The 22,573-nt window shown below is 55.7% G+C and carries 24 protein-coding genes; 4 read left to right on the top strand and 20 right to left on the bottom strand.

Going from position 1 to position 22,573, the window contains the following annotated elements:
* Positions 1-146 precede the first annotated feature (146 nt).
* The 11 genes from sseB to trmJ all read right to left on the bottom strand — a co-directional run bounded on the left by sseB (position 147) and on the right by trmJ (position 8,877).
* Positions 147-923, bottom strand: a complete 777-nt coding sequence (sseB, locus tag N7922_RS06635) for an enhanced serine sensitivity protein SseB (protein ID WP_263099784.1) — start codon at positions 921-923, stop codon at positions 147-149.
* A 79-nt stretch (positions 924-1,002) separates the two neighbouring features.
* A complete protein-coding gene (pepB, locus tag N7922_RS06630) occupies positions 1,003-2,289 on the bottom strand; it encodes an aminopeptidase PepB (RefSeq protein WP_263099783.1) in 1,287 nt (428 codons plus the stop codon).
* Positions 2,290-2,351: 62 nt separating this feature from the next.
* Positions 2,352-2,552, bottom strand: a complete 201-nt coding sequence (gene iscX, locus N7922_RS06625; RefSeq protein ID WP_061493707.1) for a Fe-S cluster assembly protein IscX — start codon at positions 2,550-2,552, stop codon at positions 2,352-2,354.
* Position 2,553: 1 nt separating this feature from the next.
* Positions 2,554-2,889, bottom strand: a complete 336-nt coding sequence (fdx, locus tag N7922_RS06620; protein WP_039079657.1) for an ISC system 2Fe-2S type ferredoxin — start codon at positions 2,887-2,889, stop codon at positions 2,554-2,556.
* 1 nt (position 2,890) lies between these two features.
* A complete protein-coding gene (gene hscA / locus N7922_RS06615) occupies positions 2,891-4,741 on the bottom strand; it encodes a Fe-S protein assembly chaperone HscA (RefSeq protein WP_263099782.1) in 1,851 nt (616 codons plus the stop codon).
* A 16-nt stretch (positions 4,742-4,757) separates the two neighbouring features.
* Complete coding sequence (gene hscB, locus N7922_RS06610) at positions 4,758-5,273, bottom strand: co-chaperone HscB (protein ID WP_263099781.1); 516 nt, start codon at positions 5,271-5,273, stop codon at positions 4,758-4,760.
* Between the two features lie 72 nt (positions 5,274-5,345).
* Entirely contained in the window at positions 5,346-5,669 is a 324-nt protein-coding gene (iscA, locus tag N7922_RS06605; protein WP_017459009.1) for an iron-sulfur cluster assembly protein IscA, read from the bottom strand.
* 17 nt (positions 5,670-5,686) lie between these two features.
* Positions 5,687-6,073 carry a Fe-S cluster assembly scaffold IscU gene (gene iscU / locus N7922_RS06600; RefSeq protein WP_007370804.1) on the bottom strand — a complete coding sequence of 129 codons (387 nt, stop codon included), beginning with the start codon at positions 6,071-6,073 and terminating at the stop codon, positions 5,687-5,689.
* A gap of 29 nt (positions 6,074-6,102) precedes the next feature.
* Positions 6,103-7,317 (bottom strand): cysteine desulfurase, encoded by a 1,215-nt coding sequence (iscS, locus tag N7922_RS06595; protein ID WP_061493704.1) that lies wholly within the window; start codon positions 7,315-7,317, stop codon positions 6,103-6,105.
* 118 nt (positions 7,318-7,435) lie between these two features.
* On the bottom strand, positions 7,436-7,927 hold the full coding sequence (iscR, locus tag N7922_RS06590; RefSeq protein WP_061493703.1) for a Fe-S cluster assembly transcriptional regulator IscR: 492 nt from the start codon (positions 7,925-7,927) through the stop codon (positions 7,436-7,438).
* 218 nt (positions 7,928-8,145) lie between these two features.
* Positions 8,146-8,877 carry a tRNA (cytosine(32)/uridine(32)-2'-O)-methyltransferase TrmJ gene (gene trmJ / locus N7922_RS06585; protein ID WP_263099780.1) on the bottom strand — a complete coding sequence of 244 codons (732 nt, stop codon included), beginning with the start codon at positions 8,875-8,877 and terminating at the stop codon, positions 8,146-8,148.
* 117 nt (positions 8,878-8,994) lie between these two features.
* On the opposite strand from trmJ, the gene suhB reads away from it, so the two are divergent.
* Positions 8,995-9,798: an inositol-1-monophosphatase gene (gene suhB / locus N7922_RS06580; protein WP_263099779.1), complete on the top strand. Its 804-nt coding sequence runs from the start codon at positions 8,995-8,997 to the stop codon at positions 9,796-9,798.
* Between the two features lie 48 nt (positions 9,799-9,846).
* On the opposite strand, the gene N7922_RS06575 is transcribed toward suhB, so the two are convergent.
* Together N7922_RS06575 and N7922_RS06570 are read right to left on the bottom strand one after the other, a co-directional pair.
* The gene (locus tag N7922_RS06575; RefSeq protein ID WP_263099778.1) at positions 9,847-10,827 is read right to left on the bottom strand and encodes a nickel/cobalt transporter; all 981 of its coding nucleotides are present in this window, start codon (positions 10,825-10,827) and stop codon (positions 9,847-9,849) included.
* Positions 10,818-11,456 (bottom strand): DUF1007 family protein, encoded by a 639-nt coding sequence (locus N7922_RS06570; RefSeq protein WP_263099777.1) that lies wholly within the window; start codon positions 11,454-11,456, stop codon positions 10,818-10,820. Before N7922_RS06570 ends, N7922_RS06575 begins: the two co-directional genes overlap by 10 nt.
* 125 nt (positions 11,457-11,581) lie before the next feature.
* On the opposite strand from N7922_RS06570, the gene csiE reads away from it, so the two are divergent.
* Positions 11,582-12,859: a stationary phase inducible protein CsiE gene (gene csiE / locus N7922_RS06565; RefSeq protein ID WP_263099776.1), complete on the top strand. Its 1,278-nt coding sequence runs from the start codon at positions 11,582-11,584 to the stop codon at positions 12,857-12,859.
* 1 nt (position 12,860) lies between these two features.
* Here the strand turns inward: csiE and N7922_RS06560 are convergent, their stop codons facing one another.
* On the bottom strand, positions 12,861-14,012 hold the full coding sequence (locus N7922_RS06560) for a 3-phenylpropionate MFS transporter (RefSeq protein WP_263099775.1): 1,152 nt from the start codon (positions 14,010-14,012) through the stop codon (positions 12,861-12,863).
* A gap of 82 nt (positions 14,013-14,094) precedes the next feature.
* Positions 14,095-14,367, bottom strand: coding sequence for a Ni(II)/Co(II)-binding transcriptional repressor RcnR (rcnR, locus tag N7922_RS06555; protein ID WP_061493691.1), 273 nt, complete (start codon positions 14,365-14,367; stop codon positions 14,095-14,097).
* 142 nt (positions 14,368-14,509) lie between these two features.
* Here rcnR and N7922_RS06550 point away from each other — a divergent pair, with 142 nt between their 5' ends.
* The gene (locus N7922_RS06550) at positions 14,510-15,403 is read left to right on the top strand and encodes a nickel/cobalt efflux protein RcnA (protein WP_263099774.1); all 894 of its coding nucleotides are present in this window, start codon (positions 14,510-14,512) and stop codon (positions 15,401-15,403) included.
* A 47-nt stretch (positions 15,404-15,450) separates the two neighbouring features.
* Here the strand turns inward: N7922_RS06550 and glyA are convergent, their stop codons facing one another.
* Positions 15,451-16,704: a serine hydroxymethyltransferase gene (gene glyA, locus N7922_RS06545; protein WP_061493687.1), complete on the bottom strand. Its 1,254-nt coding sequence runs from the start codon at positions 16,702-16,704 to the stop codon at positions 15,451-15,453.
* Between the two features lie 316 nt (positions 16,705-17,020).
* Between glyA and hmpA the strand changes: the two genes are divergently transcribed.
* Complete coding sequence (gene hmpA / locus N7922_RS06540) at positions 17,021-18,211, top strand: NO-inducible flavohemoprotein (protein WP_263099773.1); 1,191 nt, start codon at positions 17,021-17,023, stop codon at positions 18,209-18,211.
* 38 nt (positions 18,212-18,249) lie between these two features.
* Here hmpA and glnB read toward each other — a convergent pair whose 3' ends face one another.
* The 4 genes from glnB to qseE form a co-directional block, all read right to left on the bottom strand.
* On the bottom strand, positions 18,250-18,588 hold the full coding sequence (gene glnB / locus N7922_RS06535; RefSeq protein WP_002438074.1) for a nitrogen regulatory protein P-II: 339 nt from the start codon (positions 18,586-18,588) through the stop codon (positions 18,250-18,252).
* 74 nt (positions 18,589-18,662) lie between these two features.
* On the bottom strand, positions 18,663-20,000 hold the full coding sequence (glrR, locus tag N7922_RS06530; RefSeq protein WP_263099772.1) for a two-component system response regulator GlrR: 1,338 nt from the start codon (positions 19,998-20,000) through the stop codon (positions 18,663-18,665).
* Positions 19,997-20,731, bottom strand: coding sequence for a two-component system QseEF-associated lipoprotein QseG (gene qseG, locus N7922_RS06525; protein ID WP_263099771.1), 735 nt, complete (start codon positions 20,729-20,731; stop codon positions 19,997-19,999). Before qseG ends, glrR begins: the two co-directional genes overlap by 4 nt.
* The gene (qseE, locus tag N7922_RS06520; RefSeq protein ID WP_263099770.1) at positions 20,732-22,165 is read right to left on the bottom strand and encodes a two component system sensor histidine kinase QseE/GlrK; all 1,434 of its coding nucleotides are present in this window, start codon (positions 22,163-22,165) and stop codon (positions 20,732-20,734) included.
* Between the last annotated feature and the right edge of the window lie 408 nt (positions 22,166-22,573).

The following is a 22,573-nucleotide window of genomic DNA, read 5'->3' as shown; positions in this document are numbered from 1 at the left end:
CAAATCAACGTAGCGTAAACGATAGCACCCGCTTTCCGGCCATAAATGTGTTTATCAGTAAAAAGAAGTCAGGGTGCATAATGAAGAGTAACAATAACCCTTAGCCAGCAAAGAGAATAAGCGGCGCACGCGGCGCCACCTGATCATTAAATAATGCGGTTATTTTTAAAATCGCGCAGGAAGCTGCCCCAGCGGCGTTCATAGAAAGGGGTAATGTGTGCCAGCATAAAGTGGCTAATCCCCTTTTCACCTTCTACCACCTGGCAAATATCGATAGGTTCATCGCCCGGCAAGGTATCCGTCGCTACGCTGCCCGCCGCGTGAATAATCTCTTCGATATCCCCTTCCGCTTCAATACCGATCAACAGGTTCGCCTGCTCATCGGCTTTCTCTTTTATTGAGCAAAGAAAAGCGCGTTTCACGGTTTTGATGCTTTTAAACAGCGTGGTCAGGGAGTCCACCATCTGCGCTGGCGGTTCCGCCACTTCAGACAGTAGCAACGCGCTACCGCCCTCCAGCACTTCCTGCTGGCTTAACGGGCTACCCTTTTCACCGACCAGGTGACTGATTTCGCGTGGGGTAAACTCTTTGCCTGTCGGCAGTTTGGCGTTGAGGAACAACGTTTCCCCCAGCGTCATCTCAAACAGCGTGCGGGCAGGCATCACCACAAACCCTTGTTCATCTTCAACAGCCTGTTGCAGCGCTTCCAGTGAGGTAAAGAACGGGATCACCGATGTTCCGTCATCTTTTTCCCAGTGCTGCAAATCCAGCGCGCTATCTTCAGCAATCGCTTCACCTTCCGCCGCGGTTCCTGGTACCCACACGGTGGAGTCCAGCAGCGTGCGGAAAAACGCCGGACGATACGCCGGCTCGGTCGCCGCCTGCTCCAGCAGGGTTTCTAATTCGTTTTTGGTTTCCGACATACAAGTTCCGAAAAATTAACCCTCACCCCGGCCCTCTCCCAGGAAGGGAGAGAATCAGGGCGAGGGTAAAAGTAAAATATTACTCAGCCGTTAACAGATTCGCGAGCGTGCGCACACCCAGGCCCGTTGCCCCTGCCGCCCACTGTTCTACCGCTGCTTTCCGGTAGGTTGCGGAACAGTCGATATGCAACCAACCCTGCTGATAGTTTTCCACAAAATGCGACAGGAAACCGGCAGCGGTGCTCGCACCAGCCGGGAAGGCCGCACTGGCGGTATTGTTCAGCTCGGCAAAGTTCGACGGCAGCTGGCTACGGTGGAACTCCGCCAGCGGCAAACGCCAGAACGGTTCATTCTCGGCGGTAGCACTGTTCAGCAAGCGGCCAGCCAGCGCATCGTCAAAGCTGAACAGCGCGTGGTAATCGTTGCCCAGTGCGGTTTTCGCCGCGCCTGTCAGCGTTGCCGCATCAATGATCAGTTCCGGTTTCTGCGCGGAAGCGTCGATCAGGCCATCGGCCAGTACCAGGCGCCCTTCCGCATCGGTATTCATGATCTCAACGGTTTTACCGTTGCGGTAGTGGATAATATCGCCCAGTTTGAAGGCGTTGCCGCTGATCAGGTTGTCGGCGCAGCAGAGCCACAGTTTGACGCGTTTGTTCAGGCCGCGATTAATGGCGAAAGCCAGCGCACCGGTGACCAGTGCCGCGCCGCCCATATCGGATTTCATTGAATCCATAAACGCGCTCTGTTTAATGCTGTAACCGCCGGAATCGAAGGTAATGCCTTTACCGACCAGCGCGGCAAACACCGGCGCGTCCGGGTTACCGGTTGGGTTATAGTCCAGCGCCAGCAAAACGGGCGGACGTTCGGAACCCCGACCAACGGTATGCAAGCCAAGGTAGTTCTGCTCACGCAGATCTTCACCTTTGGTGATGCGGTAAGAAACGTGGTCGCCGCCGACACTGTGCAGCAGATCCACCGCGCGCTGCGCCAGTTGTTCCGGACCCAGCTCTTCCGCCGGGGCATTGATGGTGTCGCGTACCCAGTCAATGACTTTCAGGCGGCTATCCAGCTCTTTCTGCTCAGCCTCATCAAGCGCCGCCCACTCCACTTTGCGCGTGCCTTTCGGCCCTTTGTAACCCGCCCAGAACGCCCAGCTACGATCGGCATTCCAGCCCTCACCGCTCAGTGCAACGTGCTTAATGCCCAGGCCGTCGACTTTACGCGCCGCACGCTGGATAAGCCCCAAATCATCTTTCCCGTTCAGGTGCAGAGCGATGCCGTCATTATTGATGCTGTACGTCGCTTTTTCACCCCAGCGCGCATCAGCAGGTTGCGTGGTTAACGTAATTTTCATGGCTTCTGTCATTGTATTTATCCTTATTAGCGCATTCGTGAAAACGGGCCGCCCGAAGGCAGCCCGTTAGATGATTACGATGCTTCGTCTAACCAGACTAGCAGAATCGCTTCGAGAATTTTTTCATTCGATGCATTCGGATCATCATCAAACTCTTCCAGTTCGCAGATCCACTGATGCATATCGGTGAAACGAACGGTCTTCGGATCCAGATCCGGGCGACTGTCATACAGCGCCTCGCCGATTTCACGGCTGTCGGTCCACTTCAGCCCCATATCAGTGCTCCCGCGCGTGGTTGATGGTGTAACGCGGGATCTCAACCACCAGATCTTCATCGGTGACGCGCGCCTGGCAGCCTAAACGGCTTTCCGGCTCCAGACCCCAGGCTTTATCCAGCATGTCGTCTTCGTCTTCACTGCTTTCCGGCAGAGAGTCGAAGCCCTCGCGCACAACACAGTGGCAGGTGGTGCAGGCGCAGGATTTTTCGCAGGCGTGTTCAATCTCAATGCCGCCGCGCAGGGCGACATCAAGAATGGTTTCACCGCTCTTCGCTTCCAGAACTGCGCCATCCGGACAGAGGTCCTGATGAGGCAGAAAAACAATTTTAGGCATATTAAACCTCGTCGACGGAATGGCCTTTCAGCGCGGTACGCACGGATTGGTCCATGCGGCGGGCGGCGAATTCCTGGGTTTGTTTATCTACATTTTTAATGGCTTGTTCTATCGCGCCGGTATCATCGCCCTCGGCAACGGCGCGCAATTGCGCCACCGCCTCGTCGATAACCGCACGCTCTGCGGCGCTTAACAGCGCGGCGTCAGCGGCGAGCGCACCGGACAAACTTTCCAGTACACGCGCGGCTTCCACTTTCTGTTCTGCCAGCATACGTGCTTTCACGTCCTGCCCGGCAAAACTCATGGAGTCTTTGATCATGTCGGCGATTTCGCCATCGGTCAGACCGTATGACGGTTTCACCTGAATAGAGGCTTCCACCCCGGTGGATTTCTCCATGGCGGTCACGCTCAGCAAACCGTCGGCATCCACCTGGAAGGTGACGCGAATATGCGCCCCACCCGCAGGCAGCGCCGGAATGCCCCGCAGCGCGAAACGCGCCAGAGAGCGGCAGTCCTGCACCAGTTCACGCTCCCCCTGCATCACATGGATGGACATCGCAGTTTGACCATCTTTAAAGGTGGTGAACTCCTGTGCGCGCGCGACCGGAATAGTGGTATTACGCGGGATCACTTTCTCCACCAAGCCGCCCATGGTTTCAAGCCCGAGCGACAGCGGGATCACATCCAGCAGCAGCATTTCGCTGTCCGGCTTGTTGCCGACCAGAATGTCCGCCTGAATCGCTGCGCCAATGGCGACAACTTTATCCGGATCGATCGACGTCAACGGCGTGCGGCCAAAAAATTCGCCCACACGTTCGCGCACCAGCGGCACGCGGGTTGAGCCGCCGACCATCACCACTTCCAGCACCTCATGCGCTTCCACGCCCGCATCTTTCAGCGCGCGGCGGCAAGAGAGCAGCGTACGTTTCACCAGCGTTGCGATCAGATCGTCGAACTGTGCGCGCGTGATCACGCCCTGCCAGCCCGCCACATCGACAGCGGCGCTGTCGGCATCGCTCAGCGTAATTTTCGCGGCAATGGCCGCATCCAGCAGTTCACGCTGCAGGCGCGCATCGCTGCGATCGTCAAGCCCCGCCTGCTCGCGAATAAAGTCCGCCAACAGGTGGTCAAAATCATCGCCACCCAGAGCAGAATCACCGCCTGTGGCCAGTACTTCAAACACCCCACGGCTAAGGCGCAGGATGGAGATATCAAAGGTGCCGCCACCGAGATCGTACACGGCGATCACCCCCTCTTTGCCCGAATCCAGACCGTAAGCAATGGCTGCCGCGGTCGGTTCGTTCAGCAGGCGCAGCACGTGCAGACCCGCCAGACGTGCGGCGTCTTTTGTGCCCTGACGTTGTGCGTCATCAAAATAGGCAGGTACCGTGATCACCACGCCGTCGAGATCGCCAGACAGCGTCTGTTGCGCGCGTTCAGCAAGGGTTTTGAGGATATCGGCAGAGACACGAATCGGGTTAACCAGACCGGCCTCGGTGACAATCATCGGCAGGCCGTTTTCGCTGGGCTGGAACTGCCACGGCAAATGCGGGTAACGCGCCTGGATGTCCGCGATGCTGCGGCCCATCAGGCGTTTTACCGAGCTGATGGTGTTGAGCGGATCCAGCGCGGCGTTGCGGCGGGCGTCATAACCCACACTGTGGCTGTCCGCCTGGTAGTTCACCACGGAAGGGAGTAAATGGCGACCTTCGCTGTCGGCCAGCGTTTCCGCCTGACCGCTGCGCACGGTGGCAACCAGCGAATTGGTGGTGCCAAGGTCGATGCCCGCCCCCAGGCGACGCTGATGCGGTGCGGCGCTCAGGCCGGGCTCACTGATTTGTAATAAGGCCATTGTTTGCTTCCAAAAATTAAAAACCGAGCAGTTTTTCTTCGAGTTGTTCTGTTGCGCTGCGCAGTTTATCGAGAAAACGCAGTTTACGCACGGTATCCGCCGCCGCGTCCCACGTTTGAGTATCTAACTGTTCTACCATTACCTGGTGGCGCGCGTCGTACATCCCTTTCACGCGCGTCTGGAAGGCTTCCAGTCGCGTTGCATCTTCCGCACGCTCAATCTCATCCAGCTCTTCGCGCAGCTCCAACTGTTCCATCAAAAAGGCGGTATCCCGCACCGTGTGCTGCTCAGAGGCTAAATCAAACCCATGTAAGGACAACAGGTATTCGGCGCGCGTCAGCGGGTTGCGTAATGTTTGCCAGGCCTGATTAATGGTGGCAGATTGCTGCACGGCGGCAAGTTGCTCAGCCTGCGGCTGACTGGCAAAGCGGTCAGGATGAAACTGACGCTGTAGATCCTGGAAACGTGTCGCCAGCGCCTGCGTGTCGAGTGGGTAATGGGCTGGCAACCCAAAGAGGGTGAAGTAATCCATAACAGTTCCGGGTGTGCAATCGAAACAAACCCCACGCACAGAGGCCTGCGGTGGGGTCATCAGTGATGGCGGTTAAACGTTGAAGCTTTCGCCGCAACCGCACTCATCTTTCACGTTCGGGTTGGTAAATTTGAACCCTTCGTTCAGGCCTTCTTTGACGAAGTCCAGTTGAGTACCGTCGAGGAATTGCAGGCTTTTGCCGTCGACCACGACCTTCACGCCTTTGTCTTCAAACACCGTATCTTCTTCGTTCGGCGCATCGACAAATTCCAGTACATAGGCCATACCAGAACAACCGGAGGTTCTGACCCCCAGACGCAGACCAAACCCTTTACCACGGTTGGCCAGGAAGGTATTGACTCGCGCGGCAGCACTGTCGCTCAGGCTAATGGACATGACAACAACCTCCTGCCTTATTTCGCTTCTTGTTTGCTTTTGTAATCCGCGATAGCGGCTTTAATCGCATCTTCCGCCAGGATGGAGCAGTGAATTTTCACTGGCGGCAGTTCCAGCTCTTCGGCGATATCGGTGTTTTTGATCGCCTGCGCTTCGTCCAGAGATTTGCCCTTCACCCACTCGGTCACCAGCGAGCTGGAGGCGATGGCGGAACCGCAACCGTAGGTTTTGAAACGTGCGTCTTCGATAATGCCTTTATCGTTCACTTTGATCTGCAGCTTCATCACGTCGCCGCACGCCGGTGCGCCAACCATACCGCTGCCGACGCTGTCGTCGCCGTTGTCAAAAGAGCCCACGTTGCGCGGATTTTCGTAGTGATCGATTACTTTTTCGCTATAAGCCATTCTAAATTCTCCTGTTTGCGCAACCGTTATTAATGATGAGCCCATTCGATAGTGGTTAAATCCACGCCCTGTTTGAACATTTCCCACAGCGGGGAGAGTTCGCGCAGACGACCAATGGATTTACGCACCAGAGCGATGGTGTAGTCGATCTCTTCTTCGGTGGTAAAACGCCCTAAAGAGAAACGGATGGAGCTGTGCGCCAGCTCATCATTCATGCCCAGCGCGCGCAGCACGTAGGACGGTTCCAGGCTTGCAGACGTACAGGCAGAACCAGAAGAAACAGCCAGGTCTTTCAGCGCCATGATCAGCGACTCGCCTTCAACGTAGTTAAAGCTGACGTTGAGAATATTCGGCGCGCCGTGCTCCAGGTCACCGTTCAGGTAAACTTCTTCGATATCGTTGATGCCGTTCCACAGACGGCTACGCAGCCCGCGCAGACGTTCCATTTCCGTCGCCATCTCTTCTTTGGCGATGCGGTAGGCTTCACCCATGCCGACGATCTGGTGAACAGGCAGCGTACCGGAACGCATACCGCGCTCATGACCGCCACCGTGCATTTGCGCTTCAATGCGTACACGCGGTTTACGTTGTACGTACAGCGCGCCAATGCCTTTCGGTCCGTAGATTTTATGGCCGGAGAAGGACATCAAATCCACTTTCAACTGGCTCAGGTCGATAGGCAGTTTACCGACGCTCTGCGTCGCATCAACGTGGTAGATAATACCGCGCGCACGGCACATTTCGCCGATGGTTGCGATGTCCTGCACGACGCCGATTTCGTTATTCACATGCATAATGGATACGAGGATGGTGTCTTCACGCATCGCCGCTTCCAGCTCTTTCAGGTCGATAATGCCGTTGCTCTGCGGTGCCAGGTAAGTCACTTCAAAACCTTCGCGCTCTAACTGGCGACAGGTATCCAGCACGGCTTTATGTTCGGTTTTGCTGGTGATGATGTGCTTGCCTTTTTTCTGATAAAAGTTGGCCGCACCTTTAATCGCCAGGTTATCGGATTCGGTTGCACCGGAAGTGAAGACGATCTCACGCGGATCGGCGCCAACCAGCTCAGCAATCTGATTACGGGCAATGTCTACTGCCTCTTCAGCTTGCCAGCCAAAACGGTGTGAACGGGAAGCAGGGTTACCAAAGGTCCCGTCCAGGGTCAGAAACTGCATCATTTTCTCGGCAACACGCGGATCCACCGGCGTGGTTGCGGAGTAGTCGAGATAAATCGGTAATTTCATTGCTCTTTAAACTCCGTACATCGCTCAAATGCAAGGAATCAGGCAACCGGCTGGATGTACGACCGTGTTAACAGGGCACATAACTGTGCCCTGGCCCGATTCTGAATACTGTTTTTTATTATGCGCGCAGTTTAACGTCGATAGCGTCTTGTGCGCGGGTCGTGCGATGAGATTCGTGGGAGTGCTGTCTGCCGGAGACGTCGAGGATTTCCTGGTTATTCACCAGTTCGCCCAGCGTAATGTTATTTAAAAAGTCGGTCAGACGGTCACTCAGATCGCGCCACAGCGCATGGGTCAGGCACTTATCGCCGCCCTGGCAGCCGCTTTTACCCTGGCAACGGGTCGCGTCCACGGATTCGTCAACGGCGCTAATCACTTCGCCGACGGCAATGCTGCCCGCTTCTTTACCCAGCAGGTAACCGCCGCCCGGGCCACGTACGCTGGCCACCAGGCCATTTTTACGCAGACGGGAGAACAACTGCTCCAGATAGGAGAGTGAAATTCCCTGACGCTCTGAAATATCGGCCAACGGAACCGGGCCTGATTCAGAGTTGAGTGCAACGTCCAGCATTGCGGTCACGGCATAACGCCCTTTAGATGTCAGTCTCATGTCTTACTAGCCTCAGACTCGCCCCTGCCCGGGGATTATTATTAAAATGTTAATGTTGCATAGCAGTCGCAAGTCTGACATTCCTGACTAAATTGGTCAACTATTTAGTTGACTGTTTTAGTCAGGTATTTGTCGTTTCGTGCTGTGGTGTTTATGACCCGATGGCGCGCCTGCTTTTCTGGTCTACGAGTCAGATAAAGCAAAGCCGCCGTCCGGCGCTATTGCTTTTGGTTCTGCTCAATGGACGCCAGAATGCCGCGCAGGATATTCAGTTCCTGGCTTTCCGGACGCGCGCGCGTGAACAGACGGCGCAGTTTATTCATCACCTGGCCTGGATGGCTTTCACGGATAAAGCCGGTTGCCAGCAGCGTTTGTTCCAGGTGCCCATAAAAGCGCTCAAGATCGTCCACCAGCGGGTACGGCGTCTCTTCATGATGAGCGGCCGGGGCATCGCTTTCCTGCGTTGCCAGCCAGGCCATGCGCACTTCATAAGCAATCACCTGCACCGCCATCGCCAGGTTCAGCGAACTGTATTCCGGGTTAGCGGCAATGGCGACGTGGTAGTGGCATTTTTGCAGTTCATCGTTGGTCAGACCTACGCGTTCACGGCCAAAGACCAGCGCAACCGGCGCATGTTCCGCCTCGGCAACGCTCTTCAGACCGCATTCACGCGGATCCAGCATCGGCCACGGCAACGTACGCGAGCGCGCGCTGGTACCCACCACCAGACTGCAACCGGCCAGTGCTTCATCCAGCGTATCGACAATCTGTGCGTTGCCAATCACATCGCTGGCGCCTGCGGCGAGCGCAATAGCCTGAGAGTCCGGTTTAACCAGCGGATTAACCAGCCACAGATTGGTTAATCCCATTGTTTTCATCGCGCGGGCAACGGAGCCCATATTGCCAGTGTGAGAGGTCTCCACCAGCACAATTCGAATATTTTGCAGCATAGATTTTCAACGGCTAAAGAATATTTGCGCATATTACCATAAAGCGAAGACATAATCCGAATTCGCTGCTATCATACGCGCCGTTTTCCGTTCTTTAACATCCAGTGAGAGAGACCGATGCATCCGATGCTGAACATCGCCGTGCGTGCTGCGCGCAAGGCGGGTAATTTAATTGCCAAAAACTACGAAACCCCTGACACCGTAGAAACCAGCCAGAAAGGCAGCAATGATTTCGTGACTAACGTTGATAAAGCCGCCGAAGCGGTGATTATTGACACCATCCGCAAATCTTACCCGCAACACACCATCATCACCGAAGAGAGTGGTGAGCACGAAGGCGCTGACCAGGATGTACAATGGGTTATCGATCCACTGGATGGCACCACCAACTTCATCAAACGTCTGCCGCACTTCGCGGTATCTATCGCCGTTCGTATTAAAGGCCGCACTGAAGTCGCGGTGGTTTACGATCCGATGCGTAACGAACTGTTCACCGCCACTCGCGGTCAGGGCGCTCAGCTCAATGGTTACCGTCTGCGTGGCAGCACTGCCCGCGATCTGGATGGCACCATCCTGGCGACCGGTTTCCCGTTCAAAGCCAAACAGCACGCCACTACCTATATGAATATCGTTGGCAAACTGTTCACCGAATGCGCCGATTTCCGCCGCACCGGTTCCGCTGCGCTGGATCTGGCCTACGTTGCCGCAGGTCGCGTTGATGGTTTCTTTGAGATCGCGCTGAAGCCGTGGGATTTTGCTGCCGGCGAACTGCTGGTGCGTGAAGCGGGCGGTCTGGTGTGTGATTTCACTGGCGGTCATAACTATATGATGACCGGCAACATCGTCGCCGGTAACCCGCGTGTGGTGAAATCCATGCTGGCGAATATGCGCGACGAACTGAGCGACGCGCTGAAACGCTAACGCATTGATTGATAGCCCGACAGCGCTACGCGTATCGGGCTATCAACCTCAAAAGGGTCGTAAACCGCCGCCCGGTGGTAATGCACTGACCCACATCACTCCCGCCGCACAAACCAATAGCACGCCCCCGGCCAGCGCCAGTGTCGTCCAGCCAACCTGCCGCCACAGCGATGGAGCCTGATTGCCGCTGAGTTTTACCGCCAACTGGCGAAAGCCATGCACCAACAACGCCAGCGAACTGATGGTCAGCGACGTACCCGCCGCCATTGCCAGCGCGGAAGCAACCCCCCAGGCAAACACGCCAATCACCTTACTGAATAACAGCACCATAATTGCCCCGGAACAGGGCCGCATGCCCATCGACAAGACGATGACCAGCCGTGCACGCCAGTCCTCGCCACTTTGCAGTTGCGACGGCGAAGGGAGATGGTGATGCCCGCAGCCACAGCCTTCATGATGCACATGATGCGGGGTAAAAGACCGGAACACCGGCTTTTTCAGCAGTACACGCAGTTGCTTTACGGCCCGCCAGCACAGCAGCACACCCAGTGCGCCAACCAGCAGATAACTGCCCTTTTCCAGCCAGTAACCACTAAGGTGCAGTTGCCGTGCAGGTAGCGCCAGAATGCTTAACACGACGACCACCAGCACAATCGCCACCAGTCCCTGTAATAAAGAAGACGCCAGCGTTAGCGCAATACCCGATTTCAGTTTCGAAGGATAGGTCGCCAGCCAGGTGGTGATCACCACTTTGCCATGCCCTGGCCCCAGCGCATGCAGCACGCCATAGACAAAACTGAACAGCAGCAGCGAGCCGCCCGTTTTGCCGGGGTTTTCTGCCACGCTTTTTAGCAGGCCGCTCATCTGCATATTCACATCGCGCTGCCAGACCACGCTTTTTACCATCACCTGCGGCCAGGCTTGCCACAGCCAGAACGCGCCAGCCACGGCGCACAATACAAAGAGCGCCAGCGGCCACCAGTGCAGCAAGCGCCGTTTGCGCAGCGTGCTTGCCGGGATTACTGACATGCCAGCGTCACCGTCTGCGCGAATTGTTTACCCAGTTGCATGTCTTCCTCTGGGGCATCTTCTTTGTCCAGCGACTGGGCATAATTCAACACCTCTTCGCCAGGTTTCGGGGTATGAACCGCCACGTTGCACGACGTTTGCAGCGCGCCGGGCAGCGAGGCATCGCTATCGTGCTCGTAACTCATGTCCACATAATAGGTGGGATCGAAGGTAGCAAGCGTGTAGGTCTGGCCGTGAAGAGGCTGCGGTTGTGCGAGAGGCAGAATAAATGTCAATACCGCCTGATGCCCCTCCCGCTCCATACCGTATTCCGTGGGTCGGTTGAGAAACTTCACCTTCTGCCCACCGTGCCACACTTCGGTAAAATAGTGCTGACCTAATACGTTAGCCATGACTTCCGCCGCCAGTTTTTTCCAGATTTCCTCACCGGGTTTCGCATTCCCCGCGTCGTACAGCAAATCCGCCGAGGTGATCTCATCCATCGTCCAGCGCATTTTCAGGCCAGTAAACTGCCCATTGTCGGCTAACACTTCTGTTTTCAGGCGGATAAAGCTATGGGGGTGCGCCGCCACTGAGAATGATAAAAGCGCGAGAAAAACGCCCCAGGCGCACTGTTTAACTGCTTGCATGTATTCCTCACGTGAAAAATTCTGTGATGCTCTCCGGCAATCCTGAAGGAAAGAGCAGCGGCTGCGCTATCGCACAGCATAGCTTTAACTACGCTTATCAAACACCCCTAACTGGAATCTGACAGATGACAATTGTAATGACGCCCCCATCTGCGCTCTCCAGTCCGCAGCGACGCTGCCAGGTACTGCTGATGCTGGCGCTACCGGGGCAGCATGTCACCATGGAACACATCAGTGCCATGAATGGCGTGGATGACCATGTGGCACGCCAGGATCTTGCCGAGACCGAAAACGAGATCCACCGCTACCATCGGCTTTCCATCGTGTCGCAGCATAACGGCGGCTACCGGATTGAAGGTGCAACGCTGGATCAGCGTTTATGCCTGCTGCACTGGCTGCGGCGCGCACTCCGGCTCTGCCCGCAATTTATCACACAGCATTTTACCCCGGCGTTAAAAACTGCGCTCCGGCAGCAAGGGATCGCCAGAACCCTGTATGACGATACCAATTTACGCGCGTTAATTAATCTGTGCGCCCGCCGCCTGCAACGCTCCTTTGAGTGCCGGGATATACAATTTTTGCGTCTCTACCTGCAATATTGCTTATTGCAAAACCACCATGGGCACACGCCGGAGTTCAACCCGGTGCAACAAAGCTGGACGCAGATGCGCGAAGAGTATCAGGTAGCGCAAGATATTGTCCGCCACTGGCGGCGGCGTGTGATCGCGCATCCGCAGGAGAGTGAGCATCTGTTCCTGTCGCTGTTATTTATGATGGTGCGGATCCCCGACCCTCTGCGCGACAGCCACCACCAGGATCGGCGGCTACAACAGGCTATCAACCGGATGATTGTCCGTTTTCGCGATCTGGCGGGCCTGCGCTTTAGCGATGAGCAAGGACTCACCACACAGCTCTATATCCATCTGGCGCAGGCGCTGGATCGCAGCCTGTTTGGCATCGGCATTGATAACAGTCTGCCGGAGGAGATCCATCAACTCTACCCGCGCTTGATGCGCACGACCCGCAGCGCGTTGCAAGAGTTGGAAGAGGAGTACAGTCTGCGCTTCAGTGATGAAGAAGCCGGTCTGGTGGCGGTGATTTTCGGTGCCTGGCTGATGCAGGAGAGCGATTTACATGAAAAGCAGGTGGTGTTAATTACCGGCGAAGACAGTGCGCGGGAACAGGAAATAGAGCAACAGCTACGTGAATTAACGCTGCTGCCGCTCACGATTAACTATCTGCCACTGGCTGAGTTTCGCCGGCAAGGCGCACCGCGCGATGTCACATTGATCGTCACGCCGTACACCACGCCGTTGCCGCTCTTTTCACCACCGCTGATCCACACCGATGGCCCATTAAGCGCTCAGCAACAGCAGCATATTCGCGCCATGCTGGAGTGCTAACCTAGCTGGCGACGGACTGCTGTGCGGAGACTCTCGGTCGCAGGAAGATGGCCGGGATCGCCAGCAGCGCCATCACCCAGAACAACCCCTGATGCAGATGCTCAAACAAGAACCCGGCAATCATGGTCATCAATGCAATGCTGCCCCCCATCGCAACGGCGGAGTAGACCGCCTGCAAACGGATCACTTCGTTGCCCTTGCGCGCCGAGATATAACGCATGCCCGCCAGGTGGCAAACGGTGAATGTTCCACAGTGCAGGATCTGCGCGACAATCAACCAGGGTAAGTCGGTGGTCCAGCCCATCAGGCTCCAACGCACCAGCCCGGAAAACGCGGAAAGCAGCAACAAGTCGCGCGCGCTGAAGCGACGGAACAGACGATTGCTGAGCGTGAAGATGATCACTTCCGCGACCACGCCCAACGACCAGAGGTAACCCACCGTCGAAGCGGAATACCCGGCGGATTGCCAGTAGATCGCGCTAAAGCCGTAATAGGCGGCATGAGCGCCCTGCAGCAGGGAGACGCAGGCGAGAAAACGCCAGTTCTGGACAATCAATTGACGCCATGCCTGCCAGCCAGCGCCTTCCTGATGTCGCTGTTCACCCTGCGGTAAGACGGAGGGCCGCAGCAGCATGCCCAGCAGCATGGATGCCACGCCAAGCGTCAGCATCGCCAGAATCGCCCGATAGTCATACAGACTCACCAGCTTACCGGTCAGCGCAGAGCCAATCACAAAGGCAATGGATCCCCAGACCCTGACGCGGCCATAGTCCATGGGGAATTGTTTTTGCCAGGTACCGGCCAGTGCGTCGGTCAGCGGCACCAGCGGCGAGAAGAAGAGGTTAAAGCCCACAATCACCACCGTCAGCCAGGCCACGTGGCTGCCCGCATAAAAGGCAAGCGCAAACAGGCATGTCATCAGCGCCAGCACACGCAACGCAGTAATCAGACGGGACGGATCGCTAACGCGTGGCGCAATAAGCAGACTACCCAGAAAACGCGCCACCAGGCCTGCGCCCAGCAACATACCGATGATTTCCGGGGTTAACCCGACGCCTTTGAGCCAGACGCTCCAGAAAGGTAAGAAAATGCCGTAGCTGAAAAAGTAGGTGAAATAAGCGAGCGCCAGCCAGCGCGTGGACTGCAGAACCATGATTTCCTCCTGAATGGAGGCGATAGTCTGGCGGCAAATAGCCGGGCTGGCAAGTAACAATCAGATAACAAGGCGTGGCGGACTAGCGGATGTAAGAATCCAGCACGCTTAACACGACATCCAGGTCTGCTTCGCGCTTAATTTCATCGCTTTCATGGACAATATGATCGGTCAGGTGCCCTTTGATCACTTCGCGCATTAAGCCATTGACCGCACCGCGGATAGCCGCGATTTGCTGCAAAACCTGCGCGCATTCATGCGGTTCGTCGAGCATTTTTTTCAGCGCAACCACCTGCCCTTCTATTTTGCTCGCCCGCGCTTTTAGCTTTCGTTTATCCCGAATGGTGTGCGACATACCGACCTCAGTTTCATCGTACGTAACTGACGATAGCATACCATGCATCAACTGGGGGGGAGTTTATTTCTACTGGGGGGTAGTATTTTTTACTGGGGGGGAGTAGATTTAAACGCACAAAATGTTACCGAGAATTATTCTCATGAATGACTTCACCACACTTTTTCAGCAAGGGAACGCCTGGTTTTTTATTCCCAGCGCTATTCTGCTCGGCGCCCTGCATGGCCTGGAGCCAGGGCATTCAAAGACCATGATGGCGGCGTTTATTATCGCTATCAAAGGCACGGTTAAACAGGCCATCATGTTAGGGCTGGCGGCCACGGTCTCTCATACCGCGGTAGTCTGGCTGATCGCATTGGGCGGAATGTTTATCAGCCAGAAATTTACCGCGCAGTCGGTGGAGCCCTGGCTGCAAATGATCTCCGCCGTGGTGATCCTCGGTACTGCAACGTGGATGTTCTGGCGGACATGGCAAGGGGAAAACGCCCGACGCGCAGGGCACCACCACCACGATCATCATGACGAACATCACCATCATCATGACCATCACGACCACACTCCTCAGCCGCGTGGGTTAATCTTCCAGCCACAACTGTCTGCGGTGCGTGCACAGCCAACGATCCTCGCCATGCGAAGCGTAGCAAAACAGGAAGAGGAGTATCAGGATGCGCATGAACGGGCGCACGCCCGGGATATTGAGCGGCGTTTCAACGGTGGGGAAGTCACCAACGGACAGATTCTGCTGTTCGGCCTGACCGGAGGCTTGATCCCGTGCCCGGCGGCCATCACCATTCTGCTTATCTGTATTCAGCTTAAAGCGCTGACGTTAGGCGCCACGATGGTGGTCTGTTTCAGTATTGGCCTGGCATTGACGCTGGTCGCCGTCGGCGTCGGCGCGGCAGTCAGCGTACAGCAGGCGGCAAAACGCTGGTCCGGCTTTAATACGCTGGCGCGTAAAGCCCCCTACTTTTCCAGTGCATTGATCGCAGCCGTAGGGATTTATATGGGCATCCACGGTTACGCCGGGCTGCAATAAGACGTAAAAAAGCCCCTTTCGGGGCTTTCGTTTGACTCAACTGAAACTTACGCGTAAACCGGGAAGCGGGCGCAGATATCCAGCACTTTCTGTTTCGTGCGTTCAATCACCGCTTCGTCATTGATGCTATCCAGCACGTCGCACATCCAGCCTGCCAGCTCTTTCACTTCCGCTTCTTTAAAGCCGCGACGGGTTACCGCCGGGCTACCGATACGGATACCGGAGGTGACAAACGGGCTTTTCGGATCGTTCGGTACGCTGTTTTTGTTAACGGTGATGTTAGCGCGGCCCAGCGCAGCATCCGCTTCTTTACCGGTCAGGTTTTTATCCACCAGATCCAGCAGGAACAGGTGGTTATCCGTACCGCCGGACACCACTTTGTAACCACGGTTCAGGAACACTTCCACCATCGCTTTGGCGTTTTTCGCGACCTGCTGCTGGTAGGTTTTGAACTCCGGCTCCATCGCTTCTTTCAGCGCCACCGCTTTACCGGCAATCACGTGCATCAGCGGGCCGCCCTGGCCGCCAGGGAACACAGCGGAGTTCAGTTTTTTGTACAGCTCTTCGCTGCCGCCTTTCGCCAGGATCAAACCACCGCGCGGGCCAGCCAGCGTTTTGTGGGTCGTGGTGGTCACCACGTGCGCATGCGGAACCGGGTTCGGGTAAACGCCGGCGGCCACCAGACCGGCAACGTGCGCCATATCCACAAACAGGTATGCACCGATGCTGTCAGCGATTTCACGCATTTTTGCCCAGTCAACCACGCCGGAATAAGCCGAGAAACCACCGATGATCATTTTCGGTTTGTGTTTCTGCGCCTGCGCGTTCAGGTCGTTGTAATCAATATGACCGGTTTCATCGATGCCGTAAGGCACGATGTTATACAGTTTACCGGAGAAGTTAACCGGGGAACCGTGAGTCAGGTGACCACCGTGCGCCAGGTTCATACCCAGTACGGTATCGCCCGGCTCCAGCAGAGAGGTGTACACCGCGAAGTTCGCCTGTGAACCTGAATGCGGCTGGACGTTGGCATAATCAGCACCGAACAGCTCTTTTGCACGGTCGATCGCCAGTTGCTCAACGATGTCGACATATTCGCAACCGCCGTAGTAGCGTTTGCCCGGGTAACCTTCGGCGTATTTGTTCGTCAGCTGAGAACCCTGAGCCTGCATTACACGCGGGCTGGTGTAGTTTTCGGAGGCGATCAGTTCAATGTGTTCTTCCTGACGTACTTTTTCCTGCTCCATAGCCTGCCACAGTTCGGCATCATAATCGGCAATGTTCATTTCACGCTTTAACATCCGCATCTCCTGACTCAGCTAACAAAAACAACTCTAAATGAGGGCCCAATTTGGGGAACGGCTCACAGTATAACTGATTAATATCCTGATAACAGGTCTTGACAAAGGTTTTTACGCAAACGATTGGCTCCGCGCCAGGCAAGGGTTTGAGCGATAACGGACTTCCCCATTTAAGCGGATTTCTTTTCAGGTTTGTGATGCAACTTATTCACGATGCAAATCCCTTTACATGGCCCGCTCTTTACAAGGCTGTGCGCCGCGCCATAAGATGCATTTAAGATACAACTTTAAATAGTCATCGCTAAAGGAAGCCATAATGCTCGACGCTCAAACCATCGCCACGGTCAAAGCCACCCTTCCCCTGCTGGCCGCCACCGGACCTAAACTCACCGCACATTTTTACGACCGGATGTTCAGCCACAACCCGGAACTGAAAGAGATCTTTAATATGAGCAATCAGCGCAATGGCGACCAGCGTGAAGCGCTGTTCAACGCGATTGCCGCTTATGCCAGCAATATCGATAACCTCGCGGCATTGCTGCCTGCCGTCGAAAAGATCGCGCAGAAACACACCAGTTTTCAGATCCAGCCGGAGCAGTACAACATTGTCGGCGCGCACCTTCTGGCAACGCTGGATGAAATGTTCAGCCCAGGACAAGAGGTACTGGATGCCTGGGGTAAAGCCTATGGCGTGCTGGCTGGGGTGTTTATTCATCGCGAAGCGCAGATTTACCATGAGCACGCGGAAAAACAGGGCGGTTGGCAAGGAACACGCGCGTTCCGCTTGCTGGAGAAAACCCCGCAGAGCGCATTGATCACCAGCTTTGAATTCGCACCGCTAGACGATCAGCCGGTCGCGGCTTACCAGCCGGGGCAATATCTTGGCCTCTGGCTGAAACCGGAAGGTTTTGCTCATCAGGAGATCCGTCAGTACTCACTGACCCGCCAGCCGAACGGGACGAGCTACCGTATCGCCGTGAAACGCGAAAGCGGCGGGCAGGTTTCAGAGTGGCTGCATGATAAAGCCCAACCGGGTGATGTGGTGCACCTGGCCGCACCAGCGGGGGATTTCTTTATGGATGTGTCTGCTGAGACCCCGGTCACGTTGATCTCCGCAGGTGTAGGGCAAACCCCGATGCTGGCAATGCTGAACAGCCTTGCCGCCTCTCAACACAGCGCACAGGTAAACTGGTTCCATGCCGCGGACAATGGCCAGGTTCACGCTTTCGCCGATGAAGTCAGCAAACTGGGTTCATCACTGGATCGCTTCTGCCAACATATCTGGTATCGCCAACCGGAAGCGGCAGATCGGAGTGCGGGTCGTTTTAACAGCGAAGGTTTAATGGATTTAACGCAACTGGAAGGGAAGTTCAGCGACCCGATGATGCAGTTTTACCTCTGCGGACCGGTTGGATTTATGCAGTTTGCCGCTCAGCAACTGGTGACGCTCGGCGTAGACAAAACGAATATCCACTACGAATGCTTTGGGCCGCATAAGGTGCTGTAAGCGGGCATTCCCTCACCCGGCAGGGTGAGGGAGCAACATCAGATTGCCGCGTCGTCTTCTTCGCCGGTACGGATACGCACCACGCGCGCAACGTCAAAGACAAAGATTTTGCCGTCGCCGATCTTGCCAGTCTGCGCCGTGCGGATAATGGTATCCACGCAGGTATCAACGATGTCATCGGTGACCACAATTTCAATTTTCACTTTCGGCAGAAAGTCCACCATGTATTCCGCGCCGCGGTAAAGTTCTGTGTGGCCTTTCTGGCGACCAAAACCTTTCACTTCGGTCACCGTCATCCCGGTGATGCCGACTTCCGCCAGTGCTTCACGCACATCATCCAGTTTGAAAGGTTTAATAATCGCATCAATCTTTTTCATGGTCGGTCCTTAAACGCTCTTGCCAGTCTGCTGCATCGTAATCGGTTGCTCACAGTATCATACTCACCGCGCCATTACTCCTTAAAGTCGTTGGCGTCCAGCTCATGTCGCGAGAGTAATTTGTAAAATTCAGTACGGTTGCGCCCCGCCATCCGCGCGGCGTGGGTCACATTACCTTTGGTGATTTGCAACAGTTTACGCAGGTAGTTAAGTTCAAACTGGTTACGCGCTTCAACAAAGGTGGGCAACGCCGTGTTTTCCCCTTCCAGCGCCTGTTCAACCAGCGCATCGCTGATCACCGGTGAGGATGTCAGCGCCACGCACTGCTCAATCACGTTAACCAGTTGACGCACATTGCCCGGCCAGCTCGCGGTCATCAGCCGTTTCATGGCATCGGTGGAGAAAGCGCGAACAAAGGGTTTGTGACGATCCGCCGACTGGCGCAGCAGATGGTTCGCCAGTAGCGGAATATCTTCCGCGCGCTCCGCCAGTGCCGGGATTTTGAGGTTCACAACATTCAGACGGTAAAACAAGTCTTCGCGAAACTCACCGCGCTCCATCGCTTTCGGCAGGTCACGGTGGGTGGCGGAAATAATACGCACATTAATATCAATATCGCGATTGCTGCCCAGCGGGCGGACTTTGCGCTCCTGCAACACACGCAGCAATTTCACCTGCAACGGAATCGGCATATCGCCAATTTCATCAAGAAACAGCGTGCCGCCTTCCGCCGCCTGAAACAGCCCTTCGCGGCTACTGACCGCGCCGGTAAACGCCCCACGCGCATGACCAAACAGCTCCGACTCCAGCAGTTGTTCAGGTAACGCGCCGCAGTTGATGGCGATAAATGCGCGTTTACTGCGAGGACTGGCGTTGTGGATCGCCTGCGCGAGGATCTCCTTACCGGTCCCGCTTTGCCCGTTGATCAGCACGCTGACATCGGACTGCGCCACCATTCGCGCCTGCTCCAGCAAGCGCAGCATCACCGGGCTACGGGTAACAATGCTTTCGCGCCACTGATCGTCAGCCGCCGGACCGCTGTGCTCCAGCGCCTCATCAATGGCTTTATACAACGCGTCTTTATCCACCGGTTTGGTGAGAAAGCTAAAGACGCCCTGCTGCGTAGCCGCTACCGCATCCGGTATTGAGCCATGCGCCGTCAGGATAATCACCGGCATGCCAGGCTGAACGCGCTGGATCTCAGCAAACAGTTGCATGCCATCCATCTCATCCATGCGCAGATCGCTTATCACCAGATCGACCTTTTCCCGCGCCAGAATGCGCAATCCTTCCTGCCCGCTCTCGGCGGTGACAATGCTGTACCCCTCGCTGGTCAGGCGCAACCCCAGCAGCTTCAGCAGGCCCGGGTCGTCATCCACCAGCAGTAAATGGGCAGGTTTGCGACTTGTCATGGTTTTACATCCTCCTGATTCCCATCGCTTTTCGACGGGCGCGAGCTATCCGGCAGATCGGCTGGTGCGGGCTTACGCGTGGAAAGCCGCCGTTCGATATCGGTCAGCGTCTCCAGCTTGCGCGTGGTGGTTTCCAGTTGCTCACGTAAAAATTGCTGCTGCTGGCGTAACGTATCCAGCTCGCTATCGGTGGATTGTTGCAGTTTGCTGTAGCGACTGCGCTCTTCTGACAGTTGTAACTGCAACATTTCGCTATCGCGCCAGAGCTGGAACAGCGGGCGAACCTGCGCCGGGATAGTCGGACTTACAGCATCCAGCCGGGTGGTGTAATCACGCCGTTCAAGCGGTGTGATTTTAGCGCTGGAGAGCAAAATGCCACGGCGGAACGTGGCGGACCAGTTATCGTCCGTCCAGGAACGCGCTTCAGCACGGGCCGCCGCCGGGGCCAGACGCTGTGCGCAGTCCATCGCGCGCAGCCAGTAAAGCGGGTTGGTGTCGACGTGCGGGCCTGACAACAGCCAGATGTCATCACAGTCTGTTGAGAGAAAATCCGCCAGTTGGTGCTCAGGGAGTCGTTCTTCCTGGCCATCCTGGATAGCGCTTTGTGGCTTTTGCGCCACGCATCCGGCCAGCAACAGGCAAGGAAACGCACGAAGCCATTTATTGTGCGGTGACACCGCGTTCATTACGCGGGAAAAAACATGCGACATACTTACCAGGTCCAGGTTCATTTAATCTATTTTTACCGGCACATTGAGCGGTAACTCAATACGGAAACAGACATCGGCTTCGCTATCGGTTGCCAGATACAATTCGCCCTTCATACGACGAATACAATCTCTGGCAATGCTAAGCCCTAACCCGCTGCCTTTTACCGCCCCTTTTCGTTGATGGCTGCCCTGAAAAAAGGGCTCGAAGATCATGCTGCGTTCTGCTTCAGGGATAGGCGTACCGGTATTTGCCACGTCAATAAAGAGCCGCGCGCCGGCAGTATAGCTGTGCAGATAAATGTTACCGGATTCAGCGCCATAGTGCACCGCGTTAGAGTAGAGATTATCCAGCACGCTCATCAGTAACATCGGTTCAGCCTGGCAGGTCGCGACATCGAGCGTGACCCCGGTATGCATCATTTTAGCTCGCGCCGGCAAACTGTGAGCAGAGAGAACCATGTCCACCAGCGGCGCGATCTCCACCTCTTCCAGCTCAACCGCACCGTCGGCAAGCTTGCGGTTATAGTCCAGTAATTGCTCAATGAGTTTTTGCAGATTGCGGCTGCTGGCATCGAGGATCTCAACCACCTCTTTCTGTTCCACCGTCAGCGGCCCCACCACTTCATCGGCAAGCAGCTCCGTGCCTTCGCGCATACTGGCGAGCGGGGTTTTAAGCTCATGCGACAGATGGCGTAAAAACTGATGACGCTGAGACTCCAGCCACGCCAGCCTTTCACTGAGCCAGATAATGCGTTCACCCACATAGCGCAGCTCGCGTGGGCCTTTAAACACCACAGTATGACCAAGCGATCGCCCTTCCCCCAGCCGGTTGATCATCCGTTCAATCCCCTTCACCGGGCCGATGATCATACGGGTAAACAGCAGCACCAGCCCGAGACTGACCATAAACAACACCAGCGCCTGCCAGCCAAAAAACTGGCCGCGCTCGGCGATTTCCAGCTGTAATTGCTGACCCCGGGAGAACACCACCGCGCGGGTGGATTGCACCATTTCGGTGTTTGCGGCGGCAAAGGCTTCCAGCCGCTCGGAGGCTGAAGCGGAAGGACCGCTGTTTTTACACTGCAATTGGGCGAGATCGTTCAGATCCTGGCGTAGCGCCTGGTAGAGCTTATCATCCGGCAGCACGCCCGCATGGGCATCCAGCATTTCGCTGTAGCGTTTACGCTGATTTTGATACACCCGCGCCAGCGTGGCGTCGTCGAGCACGCAATACTGGCGGTAACTGCGCTCCATTTCCAGCGCCGCGTTGGTCATGGCTTCGCTGCGACGCGCGTCAATAAGTGTTGTGCGGTTGGTTTGCAATGCCTGGGCGCTGAGGGCATTCAGGCTTTGCCACGCCTGCCAGGCCAGCACCAGCAGCGGCAATAAAATCAACAGAAACGCCATCATCACCAACTGGCGCAGCGAGCGGGGGAAAATAAGCCAACGTTTCAACGCAATGCTCTCGCAAGAAAAGATACAGGGATGCTAGCTGAGTAACGCGCCGGGGGAAAGCCAGAAACAACAAAGCCGGGCATAAGCCCGGCTCTGTTATGAAATTAGGCGGTGCCTAACTCGACGTTTCGCCCGAAGCCTGATAAAGCAAAGCAATTATCAGCAGGTGGACGGCAGGCACCTTTGAGTGCGTCATTCGAAGTTTATGTAGCACGTCCCGAAGGGGCTGACATAAGGAAGCTGAATGAGCCACTGCTTAATATTATGCACGTATTATGCCAATGCACAAACATATAATTTAACCAATTGATTTTTAATCATTTTATGTTTATCACACGCAACGGTAAGATGTTTATCTTTTCAGCGCACTGTCGCTGTTTAACAACACCCGAATAGCGTTAAAAATAA

Source organism: Kosakonia sp. ML.JS2a (assembly GCF_025642095.1).
Classification (GTDB): Bacteria; Pseudomonadota; Gammaproteobacteria; order Enterobacterales; family Enterobacteriaceae.
Note: the sequence above shows the minus strand (reverse complement) of the source record. Positions and strands in the feature narration are given on the sequence as shown.

Bases quoted from the DNA above. Each gene is read 5' to 3' on its own strand.
- iscU (WP_007370804.1), bottom strand. From the start codon at position 6,073: ATGGCTTATAGCGAAAAAGTAATCGATCACTACGAAAATCCGCGCAAC.
- iscX (WP_061493707.1), bottom strand. From the start codon at position 2,552: ATGGGGCTGAAGTGGACCGACAGCCGTGAAATCGGCGAGGCGCTGTAT.
- hscB (WP_263099781.1), bottom strand. From the start codon at position 5,273: ATGGATTACTTCACCCTCTTTGGGTTGCCAGCCCATTACCCACTCGAC.
- hmpA (WP_263099773.1), top strand. From the start codon at position 17,021: ATGCTCGACGCTCAAACCATCGCCACGGTCAAAGCCACCCTTCCCCTG.
- N7922_RS06570 (WP_263099777.1), bottom strand. From the start codon at position 11,456: ATGCAAGCAGTTAAACAGTGCGCCTGGGGCGTTTTTCTCGCGCTTTTA.
- suhB (WP_263099779.1), top strand. From the start codon at position 8,995: ATGCATCCGATGCTGAACATCGCCGTGCGTGCTGCGCGCAAGGCGGGT.
- iscS (WP_061493704.1), bottom strand. From the start codon at position 7,317: ATGAAATTACCGATTTATCTCGACTACTCCGCAACCACGCCGGTGGAT.
- pepB (WP_263099783.1), bottom strand. From the start codon at position 2,289: ATGACAGAAGCCATGAAAATTACGTTAACCACGCAACCTGCTGATGCG.
- hscA (WP_263099782.1), bottom strand. From the start codon at position 4,741: ATGGCCTTATTACAAATCAGTGAGCCCGGCCTGAGCGCCGCACCGCAT.
- N7922_RS06550 (WP_263099774.1), top strand. From the start codon at position 14,510: ATGAATGACTTCACCACACTTTTTCAGCAAGGGAACGCCTGGTTTTTT.
- sseB (WP_263099784.1), bottom strand. From the start codon at position 923: ATGTCGGAAACCAAAAACGAATTAGAAACCCTGCTGGAGCAGGCGGCG.
- N7922_RS06575 (WP_263099778.1), bottom strand. From the start codon at position 10,827: ATGTCAGTAATCCCGGCAAGCACGCTGCGCAAACGGCGCTTGCTGCAC.
- glnB (WP_002438074.1), bottom strand. From the start codon at position 18,588: ATGAAAAAGATTGATGCGATTATTAAACCTTTCAAACTGGATGATGTG.
- iscA (WP_017459009.1), bottom strand. From the start codon at position 5,669: ATGTCCATTAGCCTGAGCGACAGTGCTGCCGCGCGAGTCAATACCTTC.
- csiE (WP_263099776.1), top strand. From the start codon at position 11,582: ATGACAATTGTAATGACGCCCCCATCTGCGCTCTCCAGTCCGCAGCGA.
- glyA (WP_061493687.1), bottom strand. From the start codon at position 16,704: ATGTTAAAGCGTGAAATGAACATTGCCGATTATGATGCCGAACTGTGG.
- iscR (WP_061493703.1), bottom strand. From the start codon at position 7,927: ATGAGACTGACATCTAAAGGGCGTTATGCCGTGACCGCAATGCTGGAC.
- N7922_RS06560 (WP_263099775.1), bottom strand. From the start codon at position 14,012: ATGGTTCTGCAGTCCACGCGCTGGCTGGCGCTCGCTTATTTCACCTAC.
- rcnR (WP_061493691.1), bottom strand. From the start codon at position 14,367: ATGTCGCACACCATTCGGGATAAACGAAAGCTAAAAGCGCGGGCGAGC.
- trmJ (WP_263099780.1), bottom strand. From the start codon at position 8,877: ATGCTGCAAAATATTCGAATTGTGCTGGTGGAGACCTCTCACACTGGC.
- glrR (WP_263099772.1), bottom strand. From the start codon at position 20,000: ATGACAAGTCGCAAACCTGCCCATTTACTGCTGGTGGATGACGACCCG.
- fdx (WP_039079657.1), bottom strand. From the start codon at position 2,889: ATGCCTAAAATTGTTTTTCTGCCTCATCAGGACCTCTGTCCGGATGGC.
- qseG (WP_263099771.1), bottom strand. From the start codon at position 20,731: ATGAACCTGGACCTGGTAAGTATGTCGCATGTTTTTTCCCGCGTAATG.